The organism is Crenobacter cavernae (assembly GCF_003355495.1).
Taxonomy (GTDB): Bacteria; Pseudomonadota; Gammaproteobacteria; order Burkholderiales; family Chromobacteriaceae; genus Crenobacter; species Crenobacter cavernae.
The window spans coordinates 1-24,729 of sequence record NZ_CP031337.1 but is presented as its reverse complement, the minus strand read 5'-3'; the positions used below and the strand labels follow the sequence as shown (position 1 = coordinate 24,729).

General features: G+C 65.4%; 21 protein-coding genes. 3 read left to right on the top strand and 18 right to left on the bottom strand.

What is annotated here, in order from left to right; all coding sequences use genetic code 11:
* Window positions 1-126 precede the first annotated feature (126 nt).
* The 14 genes from DWG20_RS00105 to xsc form a co-directional block, all read right to left on the bottom strand.
* Window positions 127-1,056: an ABC transporter permease subunit gene (locus DWG20_RS00105; RefSeq protein WP_115431844.1), complete on the bottom strand. Its 930-nt coding sequence runs from the start codon at window positions 1,054-1,056 to the stop codon at window positions 127-129.
* A complete protein-coding gene (locus DWG20_RS00100; RefSeq protein ID WP_115431843.1) occupies window positions 1,049-1,861 on the bottom strand; it encodes a taurine ABC transporter ATP-binding protein in 813 nt (270 codons plus the stop codon). Before DWG20_RS00100 ends, DWG20_RS00105 begins: the two co-directional genes overlap by 8 nt.
* Window positions 1,862-1,952: 91 nt before the next feature.
* Window positions 1,953-2,981, bottom strand: coding sequence for a taurine ABC transporter substrate-binding protein (gene tauA, locus DWG20_RS00095; RefSeq protein ID WP_115431842.1), 1,029 nt, complete (start codon window positions 2,979-2,981; stop codon window positions 1,953-1,955).
* Window positions 2,982-3,057: 76 nt separating this feature from the next.
* Window positions 3,058-4,497 (bottom strand): NAD(P)/FAD-dependent oxidoreductase, encoded by a 1,440-nt coding sequence (locus DWG20_RS00090; RefSeq protein WP_115431841.1) that lies wholly within the window; start codon window positions 4,495-4,497, stop codon window positions 3,058-3,060.
* Window positions 4,498-4,535: 38 nt separating this feature from the next.
* On the bottom strand, window positions 4,536-4,934 hold the full coding sequence (locus DWG20_RS00085; protein WP_115431840.1) for a nuclear transport factor 2 family protein: 399 nt from the start codon (window positions 4,932-4,934) through the stop codon (window positions 4,536-4,538).
* 468 nt (window positions 4,935-5,402) lie between these two features.
* Window positions 5,403-6,911: a MocR-like pyridoxine biosynthesis transcription factor PdxR gene (pdxR, locus tag DWG20_RS00080; protein ID WP_115431839.1), complete on the bottom strand. Its 1,509-nt coding sequence runs from the start codon at window positions 6,909-6,911 to the stop codon at window positions 5,403-5,405.
* 173 nt (window positions 6,912-7,084) lie between these two features.
* Complete coding sequence (locus DWG20_RS16660) at window positions 7,085-7,222, bottom strand: putative Na+/H+ antiporter (protein WP_281269968.1); 138 nt, start codon at window positions 7,220-7,222, stop codon at window positions 7,085-7,087.
* Between the two features lie 64 nt (window positions 7,223-7,286).
* On the bottom strand, window positions 7,287-7,994 hold the full coding sequence (thiE, locus tag DWG20_RS00070; protein WP_115431838.1) for a thiamine phosphate synthase: 708 nt from the start codon (window positions 7,992-7,994) through the stop codon (window positions 7,287-7,289).
* A gap of 49 nt (window positions 7,995-8,043) precedes the next feature.
* The gene (locus tag DWG20_RS00065) at window positions 8,044-8,841 is read right to left on the bottom strand and encodes a thiazole synthase (RefSeq protein ID WP_115431837.1); all 798 of its coding nucleotides are present in this window, start codon (window positions 8,839-8,841) and stop codon (window positions 8,044-8,046) included.
* Window positions 8,842-8,885: 44 nt separating this feature from the next.
* Window positions 8,886-9,089, bottom strand: a complete 204-nt coding sequence (gene thiS / locus DWG20_RS00060) for a sulfur carrier protein ThiS (protein ID WP_115431836.1) — start codon at window positions 9,087-9,089, stop codon at window positions 8,886-8,888.
* A gap of 85 nt (window positions 9,090-9,174) precedes the next feature.
* Window positions 9,175-11,091: a phosphomethylpyrimidine synthase ThiC gene (thiC, locus tag DWG20_RS00055; protein WP_115431835.1), complete on the bottom strand. Its 1,917-nt coding sequence runs from the start codon at window positions 11,089-11,091 to the stop codon at window positions 9,175-9,177.
* A gap of 135 nt (window positions 11,092-11,226) precedes the next feature.
* A complete protein-coding gene (locus DWG20_RS00050; protein WP_115431834.1) occupies window positions 11,227-12,264 on the bottom strand; it encodes a YeiH family protein in 1,038 nt (345 codons plus the stop codon).
* Between the two features lie 272 nt (window positions 12,265-12,536).
* Window positions 12,537-13,910, bottom strand: coding sequence for an amino acid permease (locus DWG20_RS00045; protein ID WP_115431833.1), 1,374 nt, complete (start codon window positions 13,908-13,910; stop codon window positions 12,537-12,539).
* A 218-nt stretch (window positions 13,911-14,128) separates the two neighbouring features.
* Window positions 14,129-15,949, bottom strand: a complete 1,821-nt coding sequence (gene xsc, locus DWG20_RS00040) for a sulfoacetaldehyde acetyltransferase (protein WP_115431832.1) — start codon at window positions 15,947-15,949, stop codon at window positions 14,129-14,131.
* A 167-nt stretch (window positions 15,950-16,116) separates the two neighbouring features.
* On the opposite strand from xsc, the gene DWG20_RS00035 reads away from it, so the two are divergent.
* The 3 genes from DWG20_RS00035 to DWG20_RS00025 all read left to right on the top strand — a co-directional run bounded on the left by DWG20_RS00035 (window position 16,117) and on the right by DWG20_RS00025 (window position 19,808).
* Window positions 16,117-16,941: an IclR family transcriptional regulator gene (locus tag DWG20_RS00035; protein WP_115431831.1), complete on the top strand. Its 825-nt coding sequence runs from the start codon at window positions 16,117-16,119 to the stop codon at window positions 16,939-16,941.
* A 165-nt stretch (window positions 16,942-17,106) separates the two neighbouring features.
* The gene (locus tag DWG20_RS00030; protein WP_115431830.1) at window positions 17,107-18,087 is read left to right on the top strand and encodes an AAA family ATPase; all 981 of its coding nucleotides are present in this window, start codon (window positions 17,107-17,109) and stop codon (window positions 18,085-18,087) included.
* Window positions 18,087-19,808, top strand: a complete 1,722-nt coding sequence (locus tag DWG20_RS00025; protein WP_115431829.1) for a cobaltochelatase CobT-related protein — start codon at window positions 18,087-18,089, stop codon at window positions 19,806-19,808. Before DWG20_RS00030 ends, DWG20_RS00025 begins: the two co-directional genes overlap by 1 nt.
* A 167-nt stretch (window positions 19,809-19,975) precedes the next feature.
* Here the strand turns inward: DWG20_RS00025 and DWG20_RS00020 are convergent, their stop codons facing one another.
* The 4 genes from DWG20_RS00020 to DWG20_RS00005 form a co-directional block, all read right to left on the bottom strand.
* Window positions 19,976-21,856: a methyl-accepting chemotaxis protein gene (locus DWG20_RS00020; protein ID WP_115431828.1), complete on the bottom strand. Its 1,881-nt coding sequence runs from the start codon at window positions 21,854-21,856 to the stop codon at window positions 19,976-19,978.
* A gap of 105 nt (window positions 21,857-21,961) precedes the next feature.
* Window positions 21,962-22,741 carry a sulfite exporter TauE/SafE family protein gene (locus DWG20_RS00015; RefSeq protein ID WP_115431827.1) on the bottom strand — a complete coding sequence of 260 codons (780 nt, stop codon included), beginning with the start codon at window positions 22,739-22,741 and terminating at the stop codon, window positions 21,962-21,964.
* Window positions 22,738-23,766, bottom strand: coding sequence for a phosphate acetyltransferase (gene pta / locus DWG20_RS00010; RefSeq protein WP_115431826.1), 1,029 nt, complete (start codon window positions 23,764-23,766; stop codon window positions 22,738-22,740). Before pta ends, DWG20_RS00015 begins: the two co-directional genes overlap by 4 nt.
* A 108-nt stretch (window positions 23,767-23,874) precedes the next feature.
* A partial coding sequence (locus DWG20_RS00005; RefSeq protein ID WP_245944738.1) for a thiamine pyrophosphate-dependent enzyme occupies window positions 23,875-24,729 on the bottom strand: 855 nt, incomplete at its 5' end.

Below are 24,729 nucleotides of genomic sequence, written 5' to 3'. Positions count from 1 at the left end.
GTGTAGGGAGCGGCGCCGTCCTGTACGGCGACCGCCGTGGGGGCTGTAGCGGTTCGAAATCGGGGGCGACGCGGGGATGGTCCGAACTGATGAAGGGGCGGGCGGCGGCAGCCCCGCCCCCGGTCGTCAGACCTTGCCCTTCCAGGGCACCAGCACGCGCTCCAGGTAGCGCATCAGGAGGTCGAAGGTAAAGGCGAACAGGCCGATCACGATCACGCCCATGATCACCACGTCGCTGGCGAGGAACTCGGCCGCGTTGAGTACCATGAAGCCGAGCCCGCGCGTCGAGGCGACCATTTCTCCGGCGACCAGGGTGGTCCAGCCCACGCCGATGCCGATGCGCATGCCGGTGAAGATCTCCGGCAGCGCCGACTTGAGGATCACGTGGCGGATGACCTGCATGCGTGTCGCGCCCATCGAGTAGGCGGCGTGGATCTGTTCGATCGACACCGAGCGCACGCCCGAGCGCGCCGAGATCGCCATCGGCGCGAAGATCGCGAGGAAGATCAGGTAGACCTTCGAGAACTCGCCGATGCCGAACCAGATGATGACCATCGGCAGGTAGGCGAGCGGCGGCAGCGGGCGGTAGAACTCGATCGGCGGGTCGAACACGCCGCGCGCGACGCGGCTCACGCCCATCAGCACCCCGATCGGGATCGCGGTGACGCAGGCGAGCGCGAAGGCGCCGAACACGCGGAAAAGACTGGTCTGGGTGTGTTCGAACAGCGTCGCGTTGGCGAAGCCCTCGGTCGACACCAGGATGAACTTGTCGAACACGGCCTGTGGGGACGGCAGGAACAGCGGCGGCACCCAGCCGGTGGCGGTGACGAGCACCCAGAGCGAGAAGAGCAGGGAGATCGTGGCGAAGCTGATGAGTCCGCTGCGGCCTTGCCCCGGCGCGCCGAACTGCTCGCCGGGCCGGACCGATTTCTTCGCGAACAGCCGCGAGAGCACACCCGGCGTGGGGGGCTGGGGTTTGGCGAGGTGGCCACTCAGCGAGATGGAGCCGCGTTGACTGCGAGGGGATGCATTCAGGTCGTGTTTCGAATCAGCCATGGGACACCTCTTTCGCTTCCGCGGCGCGCTCGTCGCCATAAATGATGCCGAGGACGGTTTCGCGCATCTTGATGAAGTCGGAGCTGGACTTGATCGCCCTCGCGTCGCGGCATTCCAGGAACCGCCGGTTGAAATCGAGCTCGTAGGTATGGGTGATGCGCCCCGGGCGGGGCGACATCACGATCAGGCGGCTGGCGAGGAACAGGGCCTCCTCGACGCTGTGCGTGATGAAGAAGAACATCTTCTGCGTTTCCTGCCACACGTCGAGCAGCAATTCCTGGATGGTTTCGCGGGTTAGCGCGTCGAGCGCCGCCATCGGCTCGTCCATCAGCAGCATGGCCGGGTTGCAGGTCAGCGCCCGTGCGATGCCGACGCGCTGCTGCATGCCGCCTGATAGCTGGTAGATCATGTGGTTGTGAAAGTCCTGCAGGCCGACGAGCTCTAAGTTCTTTGCTGCCAGCGCGCGCCGCTTGTCCTTTCTCACGCCCTGCAGCTTCAGGCCGAACTCGGTGTTTTCCATCACGCTGAGCCAGGGCAGGAGCGCGTGCTTCTGGAACACTACGCCGCGGTCGGAGCCCGGGCCGAGCACCTTGTTGCCGCCGAGGGTGATGCTGCCCTCGGACGGCGAGATGAAGCCGGCCATCAGGCTCAGCAAGGTCGTCTTGCCACAACCCGAGGCGCCCAGGGCCACGACGAAGTCGCCGCTCTTGATGGACAGGTTGACGTTGTCGAGGGCGTGGACCCGCTCCCCCGGGCGCCGGCCCGGGTAGAGAACGCTGACACCTCTGACGTTAAGTTCTTCCATGAGAGTTCCCTCCGATCTGGTGCTGCTCCATTGGATCTTGCCACGGCCGAGACCGAGGTCCTGACCGGGAGTCCATTACGACGGTCGTCGCTTATTGTTTTAGTTTCAGCGCGGCTTCCGCATATTTCGGCGTGACGAAGGCGCCGTAATCCGGGGCGAGCGCGTCGATCCGTTTCTGGCTCTTCAGGAATTCGGCGGTCGCCTTGAGCGCCCTGACCGCGCCGCCGTTCTTGCCACCCAGCCAACTGGCGGAAACCTGCTGTTCGATGCTCGGATAAGCGTAGAGCTTGATGGCGTTGGCCACGTCCTTGGGGTCGCCGCCCAGCATCTTGGACATCTTCTTCACCTGGGCGGAATCCGGGCCCCAGGCCTGCGGGTTGGCGCGATAGGCGGCGTCCGCGTCGGCGACCACCTTGGTGAAGCTCGCCATGAAGGCCGGATTGGCTTCGGCCCACGGGCGGCTGACGGCCATGCCGTCAAAGGTGGCGTTGCCCTTCTTGGACAGTTGGCCCGAGGTGATGAGCACCTTGCCGGTCTGCTTGATGCGCGCGAGCGCCGGGTCCCAGACAAAGGCCGCGTCGATGTCGCCGCGTCCCCAGGCCGCGGCGATCTGGTTGGGCTGCATGTTGAGGATTTCGACGTCGCTCGGCTTGATGCCCCAGAGGCTCAGCGCGTACATGGTGTGGAAGTGGGTGGTGGAGACGAAGGGCACGCCGAGCTTCTTGCCCTTGAGGTCTGCCGGCTTGTTGATCCCCGAGCCGTTGCGCACGACCATGGCCTCGGCCTCGTTGATGTCGTCGAGGATCCAGAACAGCTGCAGCGGCACGCCGCGGCTGACGGCGGCGGTCAGCGGACTGGAGCCGATCACGCCGACCTGCACGTCACCGGACGCCATCGCGGTGCTCACCTTGGCGCCCGATTCGAACTGCCGCCAATGGATCTTGTAGCCGGTCGCCTTTTCCGCCGCGCCGTTGGCGATCACCGTCAACAGCGGGCCGGCGATCTGCTGGTAGGCGATGGTGACTTCCTTCTGTTCCGCGTGTGCCAGGCCGCTTGCCGCCAGCGCCGAGAGTGTTGCCGACAGGGTGAGAACCTTTTTGAGAAAGCGCGTGCTGTTCATTTGAGTCTCCTTGAATAGTTATTGTGTTGCCGGTTTCTGCTGTGCTGCGGGCGGCGCTTGGGCGCTGCGGGATGAACTAGAGGACTTCGTCCTTGAGGTGATACCAGCGGTATAGGAACCGCTGTCCGACCCGACGGAAAGGCGCGAACGCCTGCGATTCGACCATCTCGCGCACATTCGGGAAGGGGAGCGCCGAGCGGAAGATCGGCAGCTCCGGCCCCGCGCTCTTGCCGGCGATCAGCGCGGCCAGGCGGCGCCCGGCCTGCGCCGAGTACATCACGCCGTTGCCGCCGTAGCCCACCGCGTAGTAGATCGTCTGCCTGGGGTCCGGCTGGAAGATGCGCGGCATCATGTCGTGGCTGACGTCGACCCAGCCCCACCATGAGTAGTCGATCTCGATGCCTTCCAGCGCAGGGAACTTGCGGTGGAGGTCGTCGATCAGCTTCTGTTCGTATTTTTTCTGAGGGGCGTCGGTGCCGGTGATCGCGCTGCGGCTGCCGATCTGTACGCGTCCGTCTGGCATCTGGCGGTAGTAGTGCCTGAGTATCCTCGTGTCGGTGATCACCTGCGTGGTGCGGAAGTTGCAGGCGTCGCGCTCGGCCAAGGTCAGCGGGCGGGTGACGATGGAATTGGAAAGGATGGGCAGCAGGCGGTTCTTCAGTTGCGGATGCAGGCCTTGCGAGGTGTAGCCGCCGGTCGCCACGCCCACGGCGCGCGCGCGTACCGTGCCGCCGGGGGTCTTGAGGTAGTGGACGCCGTCGCGCGTTTCCCAGCCCTGAACCGGGCTGGACGGATGGACGGTGGCGCCGAGCGCCCGAGCCTTCTTCAGGTAGCCAAAGGCCAGCTTGCCCGCGTGGATGCCGATGCCTTCCGGCTCGTGCATCGCGCCGGCCGCTTCCTTGTCGTCGACGTAGTCGCGCTTCACGGTGTCGGCGTCAAGGATGCGGGCGTCGTACTTGAACACGTCGCGCAGGATCTTCGCCTCTTTCTCGAGCGCCGGCATGACCTTCGGGCGGTGCGCAATATAAAGATGACCTCCAGGCTGCGGGTCGCAGTCGATGTCCTTGATCAGTCCCTTGAAGGTCTCCATGCCTTCGCAGACCTCGGCGTGCAGGCGCAAGGCGGTGTCGAGGCCGTAGCGCTGTATCCACTGCGAGCGCTTGAGCCGGCCCGACGCACATTGCGCCTGGCCTCCGTTGCGGGTGCTGCAACCCCAACTGACGCGGTTGGCCTCGAGCACGGTGGCCTTGATGCCATACTCCTGCGCGAGGAAGATCGCGCACGTCAGTCCGGTGAAGCCCGAGCCGATGATCGCGACGTCGACGTCGATATCGTGGGTGATCGGGCCATCGTCGGGCGGCGGGTCGCCGGCGGTGCCGATCCAATAGGTCGGTGCGTAATCCCGGCCCTGGCCCGGCGTCGCGGCGACCAGCGGGTCGTACGCCGGGTCATAAGGCTTGGAAGGTGCGGTGGCGTGGTCTTCGGTCACGATCCGCTTTTCGGCAATGGCATCCATGTCAGGACTCCTCGTTTGCGCTCGGTGGGAGCCCGGACTCAGTTGCCGCCCTTGGCGACGGGCGGACGGTCCTTGCGGTAGGCATTCTTCACCGCGATCTTGCCGCTGCGGAAGGTAAACACGTCGACCATGCGCGCCTCGATGCGCGAGCCGTCGGATTTCGTCCCGCAGAAGGTCGATTCGCTGACGCCGCGGTCTCCGCACACGAAATGCTCGCCGTCGAGCCAGGCGGCGTCCGGGAAGGTCTGCCACGCGAGCTGGAAGCCCTCGCGCACCGCGTCGCGGCCGACGAAGCTCCGGCCGAAGAGTTCGGTGCCGGCTGCGCCATGGAAGACGCAATCCTCGGCCATGAAGTCCATCAGCGCTTCGATGTCGTGCCGGTTCCACGCTTCGCTGAAAGCCTGCAGAAATTCCACGGTCGCTTGTGTATTTGCCATCTCGTTATCCTTGCCGTTCGATGTTGTTGATGGTCTGCGCCGACCAGCCGGCAAAACGGCTTTTGGCTCAGGTCCATTCGATTTACGACATCAGATTAGTGAGCCGGAGAACAGCGCTGTAGGACCAGTTCCCTTAAATCGTTTGGGCCAGATAACGAGTTTGGATGGGCGTAAATCCGGAGAAACGTTTGCGGATAGGAATAATCCGACTGAAGAATTTCAATCCGGATATGCAGCCGGGGGCGGGGCATCAAGGGAAAAAATGCGAGTGTGAGCCTCGTGGCCGGCAAGGAATGCGAGGGTCGATCAGGGGCCGCGCCGATTCCATCGTGGACACACTGCAAAACGGTCTGGCGCTGATTAAGGAAACCGCCCGATCGTCACCGCCGTCGTGCTGGCGATGTTAGAGGGGAAAATCGGGACAGGGGGCGTCGGGATCATTCGCCGGCGCGCGAACCCGGACGGCGCTTATGAAGACGCCGAGGGTTTTAATGTGCGCATCACCTCGGCCAATTTCTGGATGCCGGGTTCGATTTTTTCCAGCGGAATCGACGAATAACCGAGGCGGAAGCCGTTGCGCGGCATCGCGGTCGACATGAAAAAGACGCTGCCCGGCTCGATCAGCACGCCGTTTTCTTCGGCGCGCTGGCTCAGCTCCTCGGCGTCCAGCCATTCCGGTCCGACGATCCAGCACGACGCGCCACCGGTAATCGGAACGGGGCGGACTTCGGGCAGGTGCCTGGCCAGCGCGTCGGATAGGGCTTGTGCCCGCTCCCGATGCGCGGCGGACAGCCGCCTGAGGTGCGAATCATAGTGGCCGAGCGAGAGAAACAGCGCGAAGGCGCGCTGGATGTAGGCGGACGGGTGGCGCAGCATCAGACGACGTACCCCGCGCAGTTCGGCGATCAATTCCGCCGGCCCGACGATGTAGCCGATACGCAGACCCGGTGCAAGGCTCTTGGACAGGCTGCCGACGTAGATCACCCGGTTGTTGCGGTCGAGACTCTTGAGCGTCGGCGTCGGGTCGCCCTCGAAGCGGTTCTCGCTTTCGTAGTCGTCCTCGATCAGGATGAAGTCAGCGTCTTCGGCCATCTGCAGCAGCGCTTCGCGCCGCGCGAGCGGCATCGTCACCGTGGTCGGGCATTGGTGGCTGGGGGTCACGTAGACGTAGTCGCAGTTATGCAATGCACCGGTGACCTTGAGGCCTTCCTCGTCGACAGGCAGCGGCAGCAGATGCGAGGTGCGGCTGCCGAAGATGTGGCGGGCGTCCGGGTAGCCCGGGTCCTCGATCCCGACCGGGGTGTCGGGGCTGACCAGCAGGTCGGCCAATAGATACAGCGCCTGTTGGGCGCCCACCGTCACGACGATTTCGTCGGCCGACGCCCACACCCCGCGCCGCGGCAGCACCCGGGTGCGGATCTGCTGAACCAGCGATTCGTCGTCGCGCAGGATCATGTCCTGCGCCCACTCGTGGATGTCGAGGACGCTGAGCGCCTTCAGGCTGCATTCGCGCCAGTCGGCGGTGGGAAACAGGATGGGGTCGTACTGTCCGTAGATGAAGGGGTAGGGATAGTCCTGCCAGTTTGCGCGCTTGACGATGTTGCGTTGCCGGGTGGGGCGGAAGACGAAGCGTCTTTCCCAGTCGGGCTCGTTGGTATGGGGTTTGTCTTGCGGTACGACTTTGGGCGCCATGCGACCGGCGAGGATGTCTGCGTTGACGAAGTAGCCGCTGCGCTCGCGCGAGACGAGATAGCCTTCGTCGACCAGCTGTTGATAGGCGAGCACCACGGTGTTGCGGGCCACACCGAGCTGACCGGACAGTTCGCGGCTGGACGGCAGCGGGACGCCCACCGGTAGTTGCCCGTCGAGGATGGCCGAAACGAGCATCTGGCGAATCTTTCCCTGCAGGCTCATTCCGCTTTGGGTGTGTTGCTGGAAAAGCTGGCCCCACATCGTGCCGATCAACTTGGTACTCATTGCTCACTTTCCGTGTCGAATGCCGGTTCAAAACGCTGTTTCAGATTAACCGATCTGTCGGGCGTATTGGTATGCAGGTCCTCCCGCAGAATGGCTGTCCCGGGCCTTTACCAAGGCGCCGTCGTGGAAGCTGCGCTCTGTCCCTCGACGAGCGGTCCATTCAGCGGTGTATTTCAGAGCAGTCGAAAAGCCAGTATCGCGATGATCGTGGGCGGCAGGGCGGCGAGCAGCAGGCCGAAAGGGTGGATCGCCTCATCCTCGAAATGACCGCGCAGAATCGCCGCGCCGGCGGGGTTGGGCGCATTGGCGATCTCCGAGTCGTCCGGTTTGCTTGCTTTCCGGTTCTTGAGCCTTGTCGTTCGGCCTGGCCTGGCTTCACGGCTTTCCTCGCCGGGCCAGCGAGTCGTGCTGGTGCTGCTGCGGCAGTCTCCTTGAGAGCATCGGCCATCGGCGTGCGGCGAGGATGGCGCGAGCGGCCGCAGCAGGGTCGGCCGTATCGAAAAGCCCCCCTATCACCGCCAGCATGTTTGTCCCCGTTTCCCACGCGAGGCCGGCGTTCTCCACGGTGATTCCGCCGATGGCGGCGACCGGGACGCCCAGTGGGGGGATGTCAGCAAACAGGGTCAGCGGGGCGGAGACCACGTCCGGTTTGGTGCCCGAGGGAAAGACGGCGCCGAAGGCCACGTAGCTGGCGCCGGCGCTCACCGCCTGTCTGGCCAGCTCGGGCCGGTCATGGCAGGTCGCGCCGATGATCGCTTGCGGTCCGAGCAGGCGGCGCGCTTCGGTAACGCTGGTGTCGCTGCGCCCGACGTGTACGCCGTCGGCGCCCAGTCGCTCGGCCAACCTCACGTCGTCGTTGACGATGAAAAGCGCACGGTGTTCTCGGCACAGGGCTTGAGTTTCTGTGGCCTGTTCCCGCCGCAGGCCGGTATCTTGCGATTTGCTGCGGTATTGCACGATGCGTGCTCCGCCGGCCAGTACCGCCGAGACCCGAGGCATAAGCCAGTCGCTGTCCGGGGTGTCGGGAGTGATGGCATACAGGCCGTCCAGCGTTGACGCCGAGGCCGACGTTATGGAGAGCATGGCGAGGGCCCTTCTATTGGTGGCCGCCGATAGTCGGCGGCCGTCGCATTCATTGTCCCCCGGAGGGGGCGATCATTCCGCTGGTAGGGGAGGACGGCGATGCACTGTAGAGTTTTCTCGGCATGCGGCCGGCGAGGAAGGCCTTGCGCCCGGCCTGGACCGCGTGCTTCATCGCGCCGGCCATCAAGACCGGCTGCTTGGCGTGCGCAATCGCCGAGTTCATCAACACCGCATCGCAGCCGAGCTCCATCGCTATGGCAGCATCCGACGCGGTGCCTACCCCCGCGTCGACCAGTACCGGCACTTTTGCGTTGTCGATGATGAGCCGCAGGTTCCACGGATTCAGGATGCCCATGCCGGAGCCGATGATCGACGCCAGCGGCATCACCGCGACGCAGCCGATTTCCTCGAGCCGCTTGGCCTGGATCGGGTCGTCCGAGCAGTAGACCATCACATCGAAGCCTTCTCCGACCAGTATCTCTGCCGCCTTCAGCGTCTCGGGCATGTTCGGGTAGAGGTTGTCGGCGTTACCCAGCACCTCGAGCTTCACGAGGCTGTGCCCGTCCAGCAGTTCGCGCGCCAGGCGCAGCGTGCGGACGGCATCCTCGGCGGTGTAGCAGCCGGCGGTGTTCGGCAGCAGCGTATATCGAGACGGCGGCAGTACGTCGAGCAGGCTGGGCTCGCCCGGGTTCTGGCCGATATTGGTGCGCCGGATCGCGACCGTGATGATCTCGGCGCCGGCCTCGTCGACGGCTTCTTTGGTCTCGGCGAAGTCCTTGTACTTGCCGGTACCGACCAGCAAACGGGACGAATAGGTCTTGCCGGCGATGATGAGCGGATCGTGCATGTCGACTCCCTGCGAAAATAATTGGTATTAAGGTGCGTCGCGGCTCAGCCGCCGCCGACGGCGACGATGATTTCGATTCGGTCGCCCTCGATGAGCCAGGTTTCGCCGTGCCGGCTGCGCGGCACGATGCCGCCGTTGCGTTCGACGGCCACCCTTCGTTCCAGCAAGTCCATCTTTTCCAGTAGATCGCGGACCGAGGTGCGGGCGGCCAGCTCGGTCTGTTCGCCGTTGACTAGTACGGTATGCATGCGTGCTCCTGAGGGTTGATGACTTAGTGGGCTAGGTTGGCCGAGCCTTTTCCTGCAAAGCTCGGCCAACCTTTTGACAAAGCGCTTACACCTTGTCGTACAGCTTGGCGCCGCCCTTCACGAACTCGATAGCCTTCACTTCCATGCCCTTCGCCAGCGCGCCCTGCTCGCTCACGCCCTGGCTGGCGGCGAATTCGCGCACGTCCTGGGTGATCTTCATCGAGCAGAAGTGCGGGCCGCACATCGAGCAGAAGTGTGCGACCTTGGCGGAATCCTTCGGCAGCGTCTCGTCGTGGAAGCTGCGCGCGCGGTCCGGGTCGAGGCCGAGGTTGAACTGGTCTTCCCAGCGGAACTCGAAGCGCGCCTTACTGAGCGCGTTGTCGCGGATCTGCGCGCCCGGATGGCCCTTGGCGAGGTCGGCGGCGTGCGCGGCCAGCTTGTAGGTGATGATGCCCTCTTTCACGTCGTCCTTGTTCGGCAGACCCAGGTGCTCTTTCGGGGTCACGTAGCACAGCATCGCGGTGCCGTACCAGCCGATCTGCGCGGCGCCGATCGCGCTGGTGATGTGGTCGTAGCCGGGGGCGATGTCGGTGGTCAACGGGCCCAAGGTGTAGAACGGCGCTTCGTGGCACCACTCCAGTTCCTTGTCCATGTTCTCCTTGATCAGCTGCATCGGCACGTGGCCCGGGCCTTCGATCATCACCTGCACGTCGTGCTGCCAGGCGATCTGCGTCAGTTCGCCGAGCGTCTTCAGTTCGCCCAGCTGCGCGGCGTCGTTGGCGTCCCACACCGAACCGGGGCGCAGGCCGTCGCCGAGGCTGAAGGCCACGTCGTACGCCTTCATGATTTCGCAGATGTCTTCGAAGTGCGTGTAGAGGAAGTTCTCTTTATGGTGCGCGAGGCACCACTTGGCCATGATCGAGCCGCCGCGGCTGACGATGCCGGTCATGCGGTTGGCGGTCATCGGCACGTAGCGCAGCAAGACGCCGGCGTGGATGGTGAAGTAGTCGACGCCCTGTTCGGCCTGCTCGATCAGCGTGTCCTTGAAGATCTCCCAGGTCAGGTCTTCGGCCTTGCCGTTGACCTTCTCCAGCGCCTGGTAGATCGGCACCGTGCCGATCGGCACCGGGCTGTTGCGCAGGATCCACTCACGCGTCTCGTGGATGTTCTTGCCGGTCGACAGGTCCATGATGGTGTCGGCGCCCCAGCGGATGCCCCAGGTCATCTTGTCGACTTCTTCGCTGATCGACGAGGTCACCGCCGAGTTGCCGATGTTGCCGTTGATCTTCACCAGGAAGTTGCGGCCGATGATCATCGGCTCGGATTCCGGGTGGTTGATGTTGTTCGGGATGATGGCGCGGCCGCTGGCGACTTCCTGACGGACGAATTCCGGCGTGATGGTGTCGACCATGCCGGCGCCGTAGTTCTCGCCCGGGTGCTGGCGGATCATCAGCTCGAGCAGGCGCTCGTTCTTGCCGCCGGCCGCCTTCACGCTCTCGATGTAGGCCGCGCGGTTCATGTTCTCGCGGATGGCGATGTATTCCATCTCCGGCGTGATGATGCCCTGACGTGCGTAGTGCATCTGCGAGACGTTACAGCCCGGCTTGGCGCGGCGCGGCTTGCGCGTCAGGTTGAAGCGCAGGTGGTCGAGCTTTTCGTCGGCTTCGCGCGCGCGGCCGTACTCGGAGGAAAGGCCGTCGAGCAGTTCGGTGTCGTTGCGCTCCTCGATCCACGCGGCGCGGATCGCGGCCAGGCCGTCGCGCACGTCGATCTTGGCGGCCGGGTCGGTATACGGGCCGCTGCAGTCGTAGACGTAGATCGGCGGGTTGGGCTCGCCGCCGAACTGGGTCGGGGTGTCGGCCTGCGAGATCTCGCGCATCGGCACGCGGAGGTCGGGGCGCGAGCCTTCTACATAGACTTTGCGCGAGTTCGGCAGCGGCTGGATGGCGGCGCTGTCGACGTGGGCGGTCGCGGCGAGGAATTGTTCGGTAGCGGCGTTCATGGGCTCTCCTGGTCGCGGCCGGATAGGGCCGGCACGCGGTAGCAACTTCAAATACGGCAGTAGAAAGAGCGTCGTGGCCGGCCACCGCCCCGCTGGCGCCCGGACGGCGCCGCAGCGGCAGTGGCGGCAGCTGGGTCAGCCGAAGGTACGCAGCAGGTAGACCACCACCAGCATGTACACGGCGACGAAAACTGTTTCGCCGGACAGCAGGATGATCGGCTTCCAGCCCAGCTCGGCCAGCTTCTGGAACGAGGTCTTCACCCCCAGCGCGGCGATCGAGATGACCAGGCACCAGCGCGAGATTTCCGAGCAGCCGGTGACGACGGCGTGTGGGATCCAGCCCAGGCTGTTGATCACCACCAGGGCGGCGAACACCAGCAGGAACACCGGTACCAGCGGCGTCTTGGCGCTGTTGGCACCGGCAGTCTCTTTGCGGCGGGAATGGAACCCCAGCGCCAGGATCATCACCACCGGCATCAGCATGGCGACACGGAACATCTTCGCCAGTGTGGCGGCGTCACCGACGGCCGGCGAGAGGATGTAGCCGGCGCCAACCACCTGCGACACGTCGTGGATCGAGCCGCCGAGGAACAGTCCTGCCTCCTGCGTATCGAGTCCTAAGTGGGTGACGATCAGCGGATACAGCACCATGGCCAGGGTGGAGAAGGCGGCGATGCCGATGGCGGTCAGCAGGGTGTAGCGTTCGTTGTCATGGGTCTGCGGCAGCGTCGACGAGATGGCGAGCGTGGCCGAGATGCCGCAGATGCCGGTACCGCCGCCGGAGAGCAGGCCGAGCATCGGCGGCAGTTTCAGCACGCGGGCGAACACGACGCCGAACGAGATGGTCAGGATCACGGCGCCGACCAGCGCGGCGACACCGGCGACGCCCAGGTCGCTGACGTCGCTGGCGGCGATGCGCACACCGAGCAGGGCCACGCCAACACGCACCAGCTTTTTCGCCGAGGCCTCGATGCCGGGCAGGCACTTGGCGTTCTCGGTCAGGAAATGGAAGGCGATGCCGATCAGCAGGGCGTAGAGGAATTGCGGGCCGCCGTAGTGTTCCGAGACGAAGGTGGCGGCGAGGCCGATCACGCCACAGAGCATGAAACCGGGGAACAGGGCGCGGGTCTGCGCGAACATCACGGGCTGCGCGAGGGTATTTTGGGAAATCATCGGGTCGGTCTCCGGGTCAGGGTCGTCGGGATGCCGTGCTGTGATTGCTTATACAAATACCGGTACAATTCATTTCGATAAATGGAATTTAAACCCAACTCTATCGGCTGGCGGCGCAAACATCAATAGTAAATTTCATTAATCGATACTTTTTGTATCGATTAATGATTGATTTTGGTGGAGGGGAAGCTGACGGGGAGGCAGAAAGACCGCAGGCCGCCAGCGTTTCCTTTGGCGGCCTGCGTGGAGGGCTTAGGGGACGAGAAGTTGTGTCATAGCTCGTTGCAAGAGGTTTGCGGGTCTTCGGCCTGTGGCACTAAGGGGGAATGCTTGCGGAAGTGCTGACGCACCCTGTAGGCGAGAAGCAGGATGCCGAGGCTGGCCACGCCGAGCAGAAGCGGGGTGCGCTGGTCGGGGATGAAGGCCATCGCGACGACGATGCCGATCATGCCGACGATGGCGACGTAGGTCAGGTACGGGTACGCCCACATCCTCACCTTCAGCCGTTCGGGCGCCTCGCGCTCGAGCCGGGCGCGCAGGCGCAGTTGTGAGATCGCGATCAGGATGTAGACGAAGATGGCGACCGTGCCGTAGGAGTTGACCAGGAAGGCGAACACCGTGTCCGGCGAGACGTAGGACATCACCACTGCGGCGTAGCCGAACAGCGTGGCGAACAGGATGGCGCGGACCGGCACGCCGTTGCGGCTCAGCTTGGCCAGCGACTTGGGCGCGTCACCGCGCTTGGTCAGGGCGAACAGCATGCGCGACGAGGCGTACAGGCCGGAATTCAGCGCCGACAGCACCGCGGTCAGCACCACCGCGTTCATGATCTGCGCCGCCGCCGGGATTCCCATCGCGTTGAGCGCGCTGACGTACGGCGTCGAGATCGCGGTCGAGTTCCACGGCACCAGGCAGACGACCAAGAGCACCGAGCCGACGTAGAACACCAGTACCCGCGTGATGACCGAGTTGGTCGCCTTGGCGACGGCCTTTTGCGGTTCGGCCGTTTCCGCCGCGGCGATGGTGACGATCTCGGCGCCGAAATAGAAGCCGGTCGCCGCTACCGCGCCGGTCAGCACCGGCACGAAGCCGTGTGGCGCAAAGCCGCCGTGCGCGGTGAGGTTGTTGACGGTGACGCTGGCGCCCGGCCACATGCCGAGCACGTACAGGCCGGCGAGGAACAGGAACACGACGATGGCCGCGACCTTGATCGAGGCGAACCAGAACTCGAATTCGCCGAAAGACTTCACCGAGATCAGGTTGGTCAGGGTCAGCAGCACCAGCAGGACCAGGCTGATGGCCCAGGTGGGGACGTCGGGTAGCCAGAAGCGAACCAGGTCGGCGCCGGCGACGGCCTCGAGCGCGACGACGATGACCCAGAAGTACCAGTACATCCAGCCGGTGAGGAAACCGGCCAGCTCGCCCACGGCCGGACGGTCGCGCCAGGCTTCGCGGGCGTATTCGTAAAAGGAGCCGACCGTAGGCAGCGCGACGGCCATTTCGCCGAGCATGCGCATCACCAGCACGACGAGCAGTCCGGTGATGAGGAAGGAGAGGACGGCTGCTGGGCCGGCGGACTTGATGACCACGCCACTGCCGACGAACAGGCCGGCGCCGATCACGCCGCCCAGCGCGATCATGGTCATGTGGCGCTGCTTCAGGCTGTGCTGGAGCCCGGTTGAATGCTGCGGTTTGCTTATCACCTTGTTGTTTCTCCTGTGCTTCTCGGTTGTAGACGCCACGGTTTGTATGTTGTGTATGCCGGCCGCGTTCGTGCGCAGCCTGGGATCCGTGGTCGTTCCGGGTGGGCTCGGCTTTGTGGCCGTCGGCGCCTATGCACCGCGCCGACGGCCGGGGTCATGCTTCAAACGTAGTCCTTATACTTGTCGAGCAGGCGCACCGGTTTGGCGAGCGCGTCGCGACGGAACGGGTCGCCGAGCTCGCGGGTGCACAGGATCTCGATGATGCAGGTCTTGCCGTGGTTCATCTGCAGGTCGATCGCCTTCTTCAGCGCCGGGCCGACGTCCTCGAGCCGGTCGACCACGATGCCTTCGGCGCCCATCGCTTGGGCGATGGCGGCGAAGCTCTGGTTGTCGAGTTCGCCGGCGACGAAGCGGCGGTTGTAGAAGTCGACCTGGTTCTTCTTCTCGGCGCCCCACTGGCGGTTGTGGAACACCACCGCGGTGACCGGGATCTGGTGCCGGACGCAGGTCATGGTTTCCATCAGGCTCATGCCCCAGGCGCCGTCGCCGGCGTAGGAGACGGCCGGGCGGTGCGGCGCGGCGACCTTGGCGCCGATGATGGTCGGGAACGCGTAGCCGCAGTTGCCCCAGCTCATCGCGGCGAAGAAGCTGCGCGGCTTGTCGAAGCGCAGATAGCTGTTGGCGACCGAGTTGATGTTGCCGATATCGGTCGACACCATCACATCGTCCGGCATCGCCTTCTCGAGCTCGCGCAGCACCTGGCGCGGGTGCAAATACTCGCCGCCGTTGAAGGTCCTTTCATTGGCGTTCTCGTCGATCATGTCGAGGCTGAACGGATCGCGCTCGTGGGTCCAGTCGTCGAGCTCCTTCTCCCAGGCCGCCTTCTCGGTGGCGATCGCATCGGCGCGCTGCTCGCGCGACGCGTCGCAGGCGAGCGTGCGGTTCGCCAGGCGTGCGGTCAGCGCGATCGCGGCGGCCTTGGCGTCGCCGCAGATGCCGACCGAGATCTTCTTCACCAGGCCGAGCATCTTGTGGTCGGCGTCGATCTGGATGATCTTGGCGGCCTTCGGCCAGTAGTCCATGCCGTGCTGCGGCAGCGTGCCGAACGGGCCGAGGCGCGAGCCGAGCGCCACCACCACGTCGGCGCGCGAGATCAGCTTCATCGCCGCCTTGCTGCCCTGGTAGCCGAGCGGGCCGCACCACAACGGGTGGCTGGCCGGGAACGAATCGTTGTGCAGATAGCTGTTGACCACCGGCGCGCCGAGGCGCTCGGCCAACGCCTTGCACTCGTCGATGGCGTCGGCCATCACCACGCCGCCGCCGGAAATGATCACCGGGAATTTGGCGTTAGCCAGCAGCTCGGCCGCCTCGTTCAGGCTCTGCTCGCCGCCCGGGCCGCGGTCGAGCCGGCGCGGTTGCGGGATCTCGGCCTTGATCTCGCCGTAGAAATAGTCGCGCGGGATGTTGAGTTGGGTCGGCCCCATCTCGGCCATCGCGCGGTCGAAGCAGCGGCCGGTGAACTCGGCCATCCGCGCCGGGTGGGTCACGTGGCCCTGGTACTTGGTGAACTCCTGGAACATCGGCAGCTGCTTCGCCTCCTGGAAACCGCCGAGGCCGATGCCCATGGTGCCGGCCTCCGGGGTGACGATCACCACCGGGCTGTGCGCCCAGTAGGCGGCGGCGATCGACGTCACGCAATTGCTGATGCCGGGGCCGTTCTGGCCGATCACCACGCCGTGGCGGCCGGACACGCGCGCGTAGCCGTCGGCCATGTGGCCGGCGCCCTGTTCGTGCACCACCGGGATCAGGCGGATGCCGGCCGGCGCGAAGATGTCCATCGCGTCCATGAAGGCCGAGCCCATGATGCCGAACATGTCGGTCACGCCGTTGGCGGCCAGGGTTTCGACGAAGGCTTCCGAAGGGGTCATCGCTTGCGGGCCGCTGGGGGTCGCCGCTTGGGCTTGGGTCGAGTGATCGCTCATGGTGCGCTGTCTCCGTGGGTGGACGAAAAACAAAAAACGAAACCAAACGTTCCGAAAAGTGATTTGTGATTGGAATGTAGGGCGAAGCCGCGCGCCGGTCAACAACAAATTTCAATAAACGGTACAATTTGTATCTATAAACGAAACTGAACTATGATGGGACGACCATGAACGACACGCGCACCAAGGGCGACGCGAAACTCGACGGCGACACGCCGACGCTGCGGCTGTTCGGGCTGCTGGAAGTGATCGCCGAGAAGGACCAGTTCTTCACGCTGCAGGGGCTGGTGGACGAGACCGGGCTGCCCAAGCCGACGCTGCACCGGATGCTGCAGCAACTGGAGGCGGCCGGCATGCTGCAGCGCGACGGCGCCGGCCGTCACTACAGCACCGGCGTGCGGCTGCGGCGCTTGGCGGAGAACCTGCTGCTGAACAACACCGCGCACGGCGCGCGGCACGCGGTGCTGCGTCAGCTGGTCGAGGAAGTGGGCGAGAGCTGCAACCTGACCGCGTTCTCGGGCAGCGAGGTGCTGTACCTGGACCGGGTGGAGACGGCGGCGCCGCTGCGCTTCTACCTGCACCCGGGCTCGCGGGTGCCGGCGCACTGCTCGGCGACCGGCAAACTGTTCCTGGCGCAGCTGAGCCCGGCGCAGCGGCGGCGGCTGTTGGCGCACGTGCCGTTGGCGCGCTACACCGAGAACACGCTGACCGACCTGGAGCGGCTGGAGGCGGAGATCGAGCGGGTGAAGCGCGCCGGCTACGCGCTGGACGACGAGGAGTTCCTGCCGGGGCTGTTGTGCGTCGGGGTGCTGGTGCCGGCACCGGACGGCGGGAAGTCGAACCTGGGGGTGGCGCTGCAGGCGCCGATCATGCGTCTGACGCCGGACAAGGCGGTGCACTTCCTGCCGGCGTTGCAGCGGGCGGCGGCGGCGCTGGCGGCGATCGAGGCCGAGGCGGCGGCAGGGCGGGGGGACACGGAAGAGACAGAGTAAGCCGAAGCCACGATCCCTCTTCTTCGTCCGATCGAACCCTCTGAAAGAAAGCCCGGGCAGGGCTCTCTTTCATGCGCGGCCATGCCGCAGTGGCGGGCTGACCCGCCGAGGCAATGAAAACCGGGGCGTCGCCCCGGCCGATTGACGATGTAAGAGGAGAGGAACGTGACAGATATCGTGCTTGGCAAACCGGACAGACTGGTCCCGGTGCGCAGCCTTTTCGGCATCGATTCCGGCCTGATGGTGCCCGCGTTCGGCGAGCGCGACGACCATGTGCCGGAAATCGACGACGCCTACCGCTTCAACCCGGAAGTGACACTGGCGATCCTGGCCGGCTTCACCCGCGACAGGCGGGTCATGGTGCAGGGGCTGCATGGAACCGGGAAGTCGACCCACATCGAACAGGTCGCCGCCCGGCTCAACTGGCCCTGCGTGCGGGTCAACCTCGACGGTCATATCAGTCGTCTCGACCTGGTCGGCAAGGACGCCATCGTCGTGCGCGACGGCCGCCAGGTCACCGAATTCCAGGAAGGCATCGTGCCGTGGGCGCTGCAGCGGCCGGTCGCGCTGATCTTCGACGAGTACGACGCCGGCCGCCCGGACGTGATGTTCGTCATCCAGCGCATCCTCGAGCGCGACGGCAAGTTCACCCTGCTCGACCAGAACCGGGTGATCCACCCGCATCCTTACTTCCGGCTGTTCGCCACGTCCAACACCGTGGGCTTGGGCAACCTGAACGGCCTGTACCACGGCACCCAGGTGCTGAATCACGCGCAGATCGACCGCTGGAACGTCGTCGCCACGCTCAACTACCTGCCGCGCGAGGAAGAGGCCGGCATCGTGCTCGCCCGCGTGCCCGAACTCGCCGACGAGGCCGGTCGCGCGCTGATCGAGGCGATGGTGAGCTTGGCCGAGCTCACGCGCAAAGGTTTCGCGGCGGGTGACCTCTCGACGCTGATGTCGCCGCGAACGGTGATCACCTGGGCGGAAAACAGCCAGATCTTCCGCGATCACGCGCTCGCCTTCCGTCTGACCTTCGTCAACAAATGCGACGAAGCCGAGCGGCCTATCGTGGCCGAATACTTCCAGCGATGCTTTGGCCGGGAACTCGAAGCCTCGCCGATCGACGAGCCGGGGCCGCGCTGATGGTGTCCGCCCAGCAAAAGGCCCGCCGCCAGCAGAAGCTTGAGGAGTTGTGCGCGGCGGCGGTGCGCGCGCTGACCGGCGACGCCGCGCTGCATTACCGGCAAGGCCGTCTTTGCCGTGACCTCAGGCCGCTGCCGCTTCACGCCCCGCACCTGCGCACCGACCCGGCGTCGGACGACTTCACGTCGTTCCGCGGCGCCGCCGACGGCGCGGCCTTGCGCTTGGCCCATTCCGACGCCGGGCTGCACCGAAGGCTTTGTCCCGGCGACCCGGTCGAGCGGCTACTCTTCGAGCTCTTGGAACAGCTGCGCTGCGAGACCCGGCTGCCACCCGGCATGCCGGGTGTGGCGCAAAACCTTCGCCACCGCTTCGAGGCATGGTCGCGCGCCTTTCATCGCTCGGGGTTGGCCGAGGGTCATCTGGGCATCCTGCTATATACGGTGGCGCAGATCTCGTGGTCGCGGCTGACGGGCTGGCCGGTGCTCGAGGAAACCGAAGACCTGATCGAGGTCACGCGCGCGGCCATCGTGCCGGCGATAGGCTTTGCGCTGGCCGGCCTGCGCCGGCACCGCGACGACCAGGCCGCTTTCGCCGGCCATGCGCTCGAGATGGCGCGGCTCGTCGGCGGGATGATCCGCTCGGCCCGCGCGGAGCAGGCGGCGGAAGAGGGGGCCGACGAAGAGGACGCCGCGAGCGCGGCGTTCTCGCTGCTGCTCGACTTCGACGACGAGGAGCCCGACACGATCGCCACGGCGCCCACCGGCCGCAGCCGTGTGCTGGAGGAATCCGGCCACGGCTACCGCGTCTATACCACGCGCTACGACAGAAAGGTCGACGCCGGCACGCTGGTTCGCAAGGCCTTGTTACGCGAGTACCGCGAACGTCTCGACAGGCGCATCGCCGAGCAAGGCGTCAACCTGGGTAGGCTGGCGCATCAGTTGACGGCGGTCCTCGCGGTGCCGCGGCGGGACGGCTGGTCCTTCGGCGAAGAGCAGGGGCGGATCGACGGCCGTCGCCTGGCGCAATTGATCAGTTCGCCGGCGGAGCGGCGGCTGTTTCGTCTCGAGCAGTACAAGATGGAGGCCGACTGCGTCGTGAGTTTCCTCGTCGACTGTTCGGGCTCGATGAAGGCGCATATCGAAGCGGTGACCATGATGATCGACATCCTGGTGCGCGCGCTCGAAATGGCCGGTGTGGCGACCGAGGTGCTGGGCTTCACCACCGGCGCCTGGAACGGCGGCCGCGCCCGGCTCGACTGGCTGGCCCGTGGCCGTCCCAGAAATCCGGGGCGGCTCAACGAAGTCTGCCACATGGTGTTCAAGGATGCGGACCGGAGCTGGCGGCGCGCACGTGCCGACATCGCGGCGCTCTTCAAGGCCGACCTGTTCCGCGAGGGGGTGGACGGTGAGGCGGTCGACTGGGCTTGCTCGCGACTGCTCGCCCGCGGCGAGGCGCGGCGGATATTGATCGTCGTCTCCGACGGCAGCCCGATGGACGGCGCGACCGGCCAGGCCAACGATCCTTATTATCTCGACAATCACCTGAAGGAAGTGGTCGCGCGTCACGAGGCCATGCGCGACGTCGAGGTGCTCGGCATCGGCGTCGGGCTCGACCTCAGCCCCTATTACCGCCGCTGTCTGGCGACGGACCTGTCCCGACCGCTCGATACGCCGCTGTTCTCCGAGATCGTGCAATTGATCGGCGGTCGCGGTCGGCGCTGATCCGGGGCAAGACTGTTTGCGTGCAGAAGTCGCAGCGGGGCGCGGCTTTCCTGGGGTGGTAGGCCAGACGCGGCAAAGAGATCGCCGACCGGTTGGTGTCAGCCAGCCGGTCGGCGATCTGCGTTTCGTCGGATGCGCTCTTCGGTCTCGATCGCCCCGGTTCGGGGTCACACTTTGAAGTGCCGGAGCCGTTCGTCCTGCTGGCACAACTGTTCCGCCACCGATGCGCAATGACCGGCTTGCAGTTCCGCCCCTTCCGCCACTTCATGGCTGATGTCGCGAATGAGCTTCGTATTGAGGTTGATCTCGCAGGTGGCCGTGCTTTGCCGTCTGGCGACGTCGGCGATGTGCAAATTCATATCGTTGATCCGGGTCATCGCCTGACGGGTCCGGCCGAGGATGTCCTTGGCCGAGCTCGCCTCCGCCGCGGTCCTGCTGGCCGCGTCGCTGTTTTCCTGCATGCGCGTTTCCGCCAGTTTGACCCCGTTCTGCAGCTGCTCGATCATCGCGCGGATCTCGTGGGTCGATTCCTGAGTGAGCGACGCCAGCGCGCGGACTTCGTCGGCGACCACCGCGAAGCCACGGCCGGCGTCGCCGGCCCGCGCGGCTTCGATCGACGCGTTCAGGGCGAGCAGATTGGTCTGGTCGGCGATGCTCGTGATGACGGACAGGATCGATTCGATGCCCTGACTCTGCTTGGCCAACAGGATGATCGAATGGCGGGTTTCATCCATGTCAGCCGCCAGCTGCTTGATGGCCTTGGTCGAGCGCGAAACGACGCCGACGCCTTTTGCAGTTTCAACGTTGGCCGAGATGGCCGCGTCCGCTGCCGACTGGGCGTGTTGCGCGACGTCCTCGGCGGTCACGGTCATGGCGCCCATGGCGTTGGCCAGTCGGTCCAGCTCGATCATCTGGCGATGAAGCCGGCTGGCCGCATGGCTGGCGTGCTGCGATGTCAGTTCGCTGGTCTCGCGAACCTGGTACGAGCGTTCCACAATGTCACCGATCAGCGACTGCAGCGTCTGCAATAGCCTGTTGAACTCACGGGACAGCAAGGCGATTTCATCCTTGCCCTCGACGGGCAGGCGCTGGGTCAAATCGCCCTCGCCCCGGTTGATGTCCTGCAGCGAATCATAGAGTCGCGACAAGGGCTTGAGCAGGCGGGACACGAGCGTCACCAGAATCAGCAGGCTGACCAGGACGCCGGCAACGGTGCCGATGACCGCGCGCAAACTGAGCGCGTCGGCTTCCCGCATCACCGCGTCGTCTTTAAGTACCACGCCGATATACCAATCGACGCCCTCGATCCCGGCAAGCGGCACGAACGAGACCAGCAGCGATCGATCGCCGTCGTCTGCCGGTCGCAGCGCGCTTTCCAAGGCGGGGCTTTGGCCGCCGAATAGCTGGCTGTAGGGTTTGCCAACCAGTTTGGCATCCGGGTGGGCGATGATGTTGCCGGAGCGCGTCATCAGGAACGCATAGCCGGCGCCGTTGAAATTCAAGGTATTGACCGCGTCGGAGATGGTCTTCAGGCTCAGGTCGCCGCCAAATGCCCCCATGAAGCGCCCCTTGTCGCTGAGTTTCCCGACGGCGGAAATCAGCACTTCGCCGCTGGCGACGTCGCGGTAGGGCTCGGCCAACACGGCGTGCTCGGCGTTTTTGGCCAGCCGAAACCATGGGCGTGTCCGCGCATCCCAGCCCGGGGGATTCCAGTCCGGGTTGTTGGTGATCCTCGCGCCATCGCTGTCCAGCCCGCCGAAGACGAGCAGAAACTCGTTCTTGAGTAGCGGCCGGTCGAAAGCCCGCTGGATCTGCGCGGCGCCGAAATCGCCGTCGATGTGTTGCGACACCATGTCGATCAGCCGCAGCTTGGCGTTCAGCCAGTTTTCTATCTGTCGCGCCAGCGCGTTGCTGGTCTCCTTGATGTTCGACTCTGCCTGACTGCGAAGGCTGTCGCGCACCTGGTGAACCTGTAGCAGCGACAAGAGGCCGGTCGTCACGAGCAGGACCGCCGCGGCGGCAAAACCAACCTTGTGCGAAATTTTCATTTTTATCGTTGCCTCCCGAGTCATGCGAAATCGCCCTGAGGTCGTGGGGGCATCGTTCGGTGATTGCCTTCCCCTGTAGGGGACGTTCTCAGGGTTTAGGTGTTGTCATCTGCCTCCCGTGGCTTCGCCTATCAATTGGAGCAAGGCAGGAAACATGAGGTGACACCCGATCAGCATCAAAACGATGAACGCGACGCGTCGCGTCGTCGTCGCAGAGAGCGGCGGCGGGTAGCGCCGCGCGGCGATCGTCGCCAGCGCGACCACCGGCACGGCGAGCGCGCTTTGCATCCAGATGTCGGCGGTCAGCTGTCCCTGGTAGGCGGTGAACAGCGTGCGGGTGCTCGAGGTCACCGTGAAGACCAGGATCAGCACGCATCGGATCTCGACCAGGGTCATCGGCTGGCGGTAGAACTGGAAGATCAGCGGCGGGCCGGAGACGCCGAACATTCCGCTGAGCAGCCCGCCGAACACGCCGCTGACGAAGAAGCTGCCGTCGCCCGAGCGCTCTTTGAGCGGCGCGGGGCGCAGCGCGGAGCCGAGCCCGCCGTACAGGATCACCGCGCCGAGCAAGAGCTGCAGCAGGTCGGAGGCGGCGCTGGAGAGGTAGTCGAGCAACAGGACGCCGGCGACGATGGACGGCAGGATGCCGAAGGTGGCCGCGCGCACCGCGCGCCAGTCGATGTGGTGCAGCTTGCCGGGCAGCGCGACCGCGCTGTTGGCCAGCGTCACCAGGCTGACGACGGCCGCGACCGAGGCCACCGGCGCGAGGTTTAGGCCGCTGGTCGCGCCCATCACGATCATGCCGAGGCCAAAGCCGGTGACGGTCTGGAAGTAGCTCGCGACGCCCATCAGCGCGAGAAAGGGCAGCAGCATCTCGCCGGTCATGATCGCTTTTCGTCCGGCAGTCGTTCGGCGGCGGTCTGCGCCTGGACCACGGTCACGGCGATGACGTAGAAGACGTCGTCGGCGCTACAGCCGCGCGACAGGTCGTTGGCCGGTTTTTGCAGGCCCTGCAGCAGAGGACCGATCGCCTTCGCGCCGCCGACGCGCTCGGCCAACTTGTAGCCGATATTGCCGGCCTCGAGGCTGGGAAAAACGAGCACGTTGGCGCGGCCCTTCACCGCCGAGTTATCGACCTTGCGGTTCGCGATCTCCGCGACGATCGCCGCGTCGAGCTGCACGTCGCCGTCGATCGCGAGGCCGGGGCGCAGTTCCCTGACCCGGCGCGCCGCCTCGACCACCTTGTCGACCGCCGCGTGCTTGGCGCTGCCGCTGGTCGAGAACGACAGCATCGCGACGCGCGGCTCGTCCATCAGCAGGCTGCGGGCGCTGTCGGCCGCAGCCATCGCGATCTCGGACAGTTCGTGTGCGTCGGGGTCGACCACCAGTCCGCAGTCGGAAAAGATCAGCCCGCCCTTCAGCGTGTGGAAGGGCTCGCAGAGCATCATTAAAAAGAAGCTCGAAACCAGCTTGAACGACGGGTCGACGCCGATGATCTGGATCGCGTGGCGCACCACGTCGGCGGTGGTGTGGACCGCGCCGGCGACCGAGCCGTCCGCGTGGTCGAGGCGCACCATCAGGTTGGCGAAGCACAGCGGCTTGAGCACCTCGCGTTTCGCTTCCTCCAGCGTCATGCCCTTCTTCTGGCGCAGCGCGAACAGCTTCTGCGCAAAGGACGGCGTGAGCGCAGAGGTGGCCGGGTCGACCAGCTCCATGCCGGCAAGGTCGACGCCTTCGTCGGCGGCGATTCGGCGGATGCGGCCGGCGTCCCCCACCAGCAGGATGCGGGCAGTGCCTTCGCGGGTGGCGCGTTGCGCCGCCTTCAGGATGCGCGCATCGTCGCCTTCGCACAGCACGATGCGCTTGGGGGCCGCGCGGGCGCTGTCGATGATGCGGTTGATCGCTTTCATGGTGATTCGCTCCTCGAAGTCGTGATGCGGGACCGCTCGACCTCTTCGGGTCGATCGCGGCTCGGGCCGGAAACAGGGAGGAAGCCCCATGTCCGGCCCGCTTGGCGCTTAGACGTAGTCCTTGTACTTGTCGAGCAGGCGCACCGGTTTGGCGAGCGCGTCGCGACGGAACGGGTCGCCGAGCTCGCGGGTGCACAGGATCTCGATGATGCAGGTCTTGCCGTGGTTCATCTGCAGGTCGATCGCCTTCTTCAGCGCCGGGCCGACGTCCTCGAGCCGGTCGACCACGATGCCTTCGGCGCCCATCGCTTGGGCGATGGCGGCGAAGCTCTGGTTGTCGAGTTCGCCGGCGACGAAGCGGCGGTTGTAGAAGTCGACCTGGTTCTTCTTCTCGGCGCCCCACTGGCGGTTGTGGAACACCACCGCGGTGACCGGGATCTGGTGCCGGACGCAGGTCATGGTTTCCATCAGGCTCATGCCCCAGGCGCCGTCGCCGGCGTAGGAGACGGCCGGGCGGTGCGGCGCGGCGACCTTGGCGCCGATGATGGTCGGGAACGCGTAGCCGCAGTTGCCCCAGCTCATCGCGGCGAAGAAGCTGCGCGGCTTGTCGAAGCGCAGATAGCTGTTGGCGACCGAGTTGATGTTGCCGATATCGGTCGACACCATCACATCGTCCGGCATCGCCTTCTCGAGCTCGCGCAGCACCTGGCGCGGGTGCAAATACTCGCCGCCGTTGAAGGTCCTTTCATTGGCGTTCTCGTCGATCATGTCGAGGCTGAACGGATCGCGCTCGTGGGTCCAGTCGTCGAGCTCCTTCTCCCAGGCCGCCTTCTCGGTGGCGATCGCATCGGCGCGCTGCTCGCGCGACGCGTCGCAGGCGAGCGTGCGGTTCGCCAGGCGTGCGGTCAGCGCGATCGCGGCGGCCTTGGCGTCGCCGCAGATGCCGACCGAGATCTTCTTCAC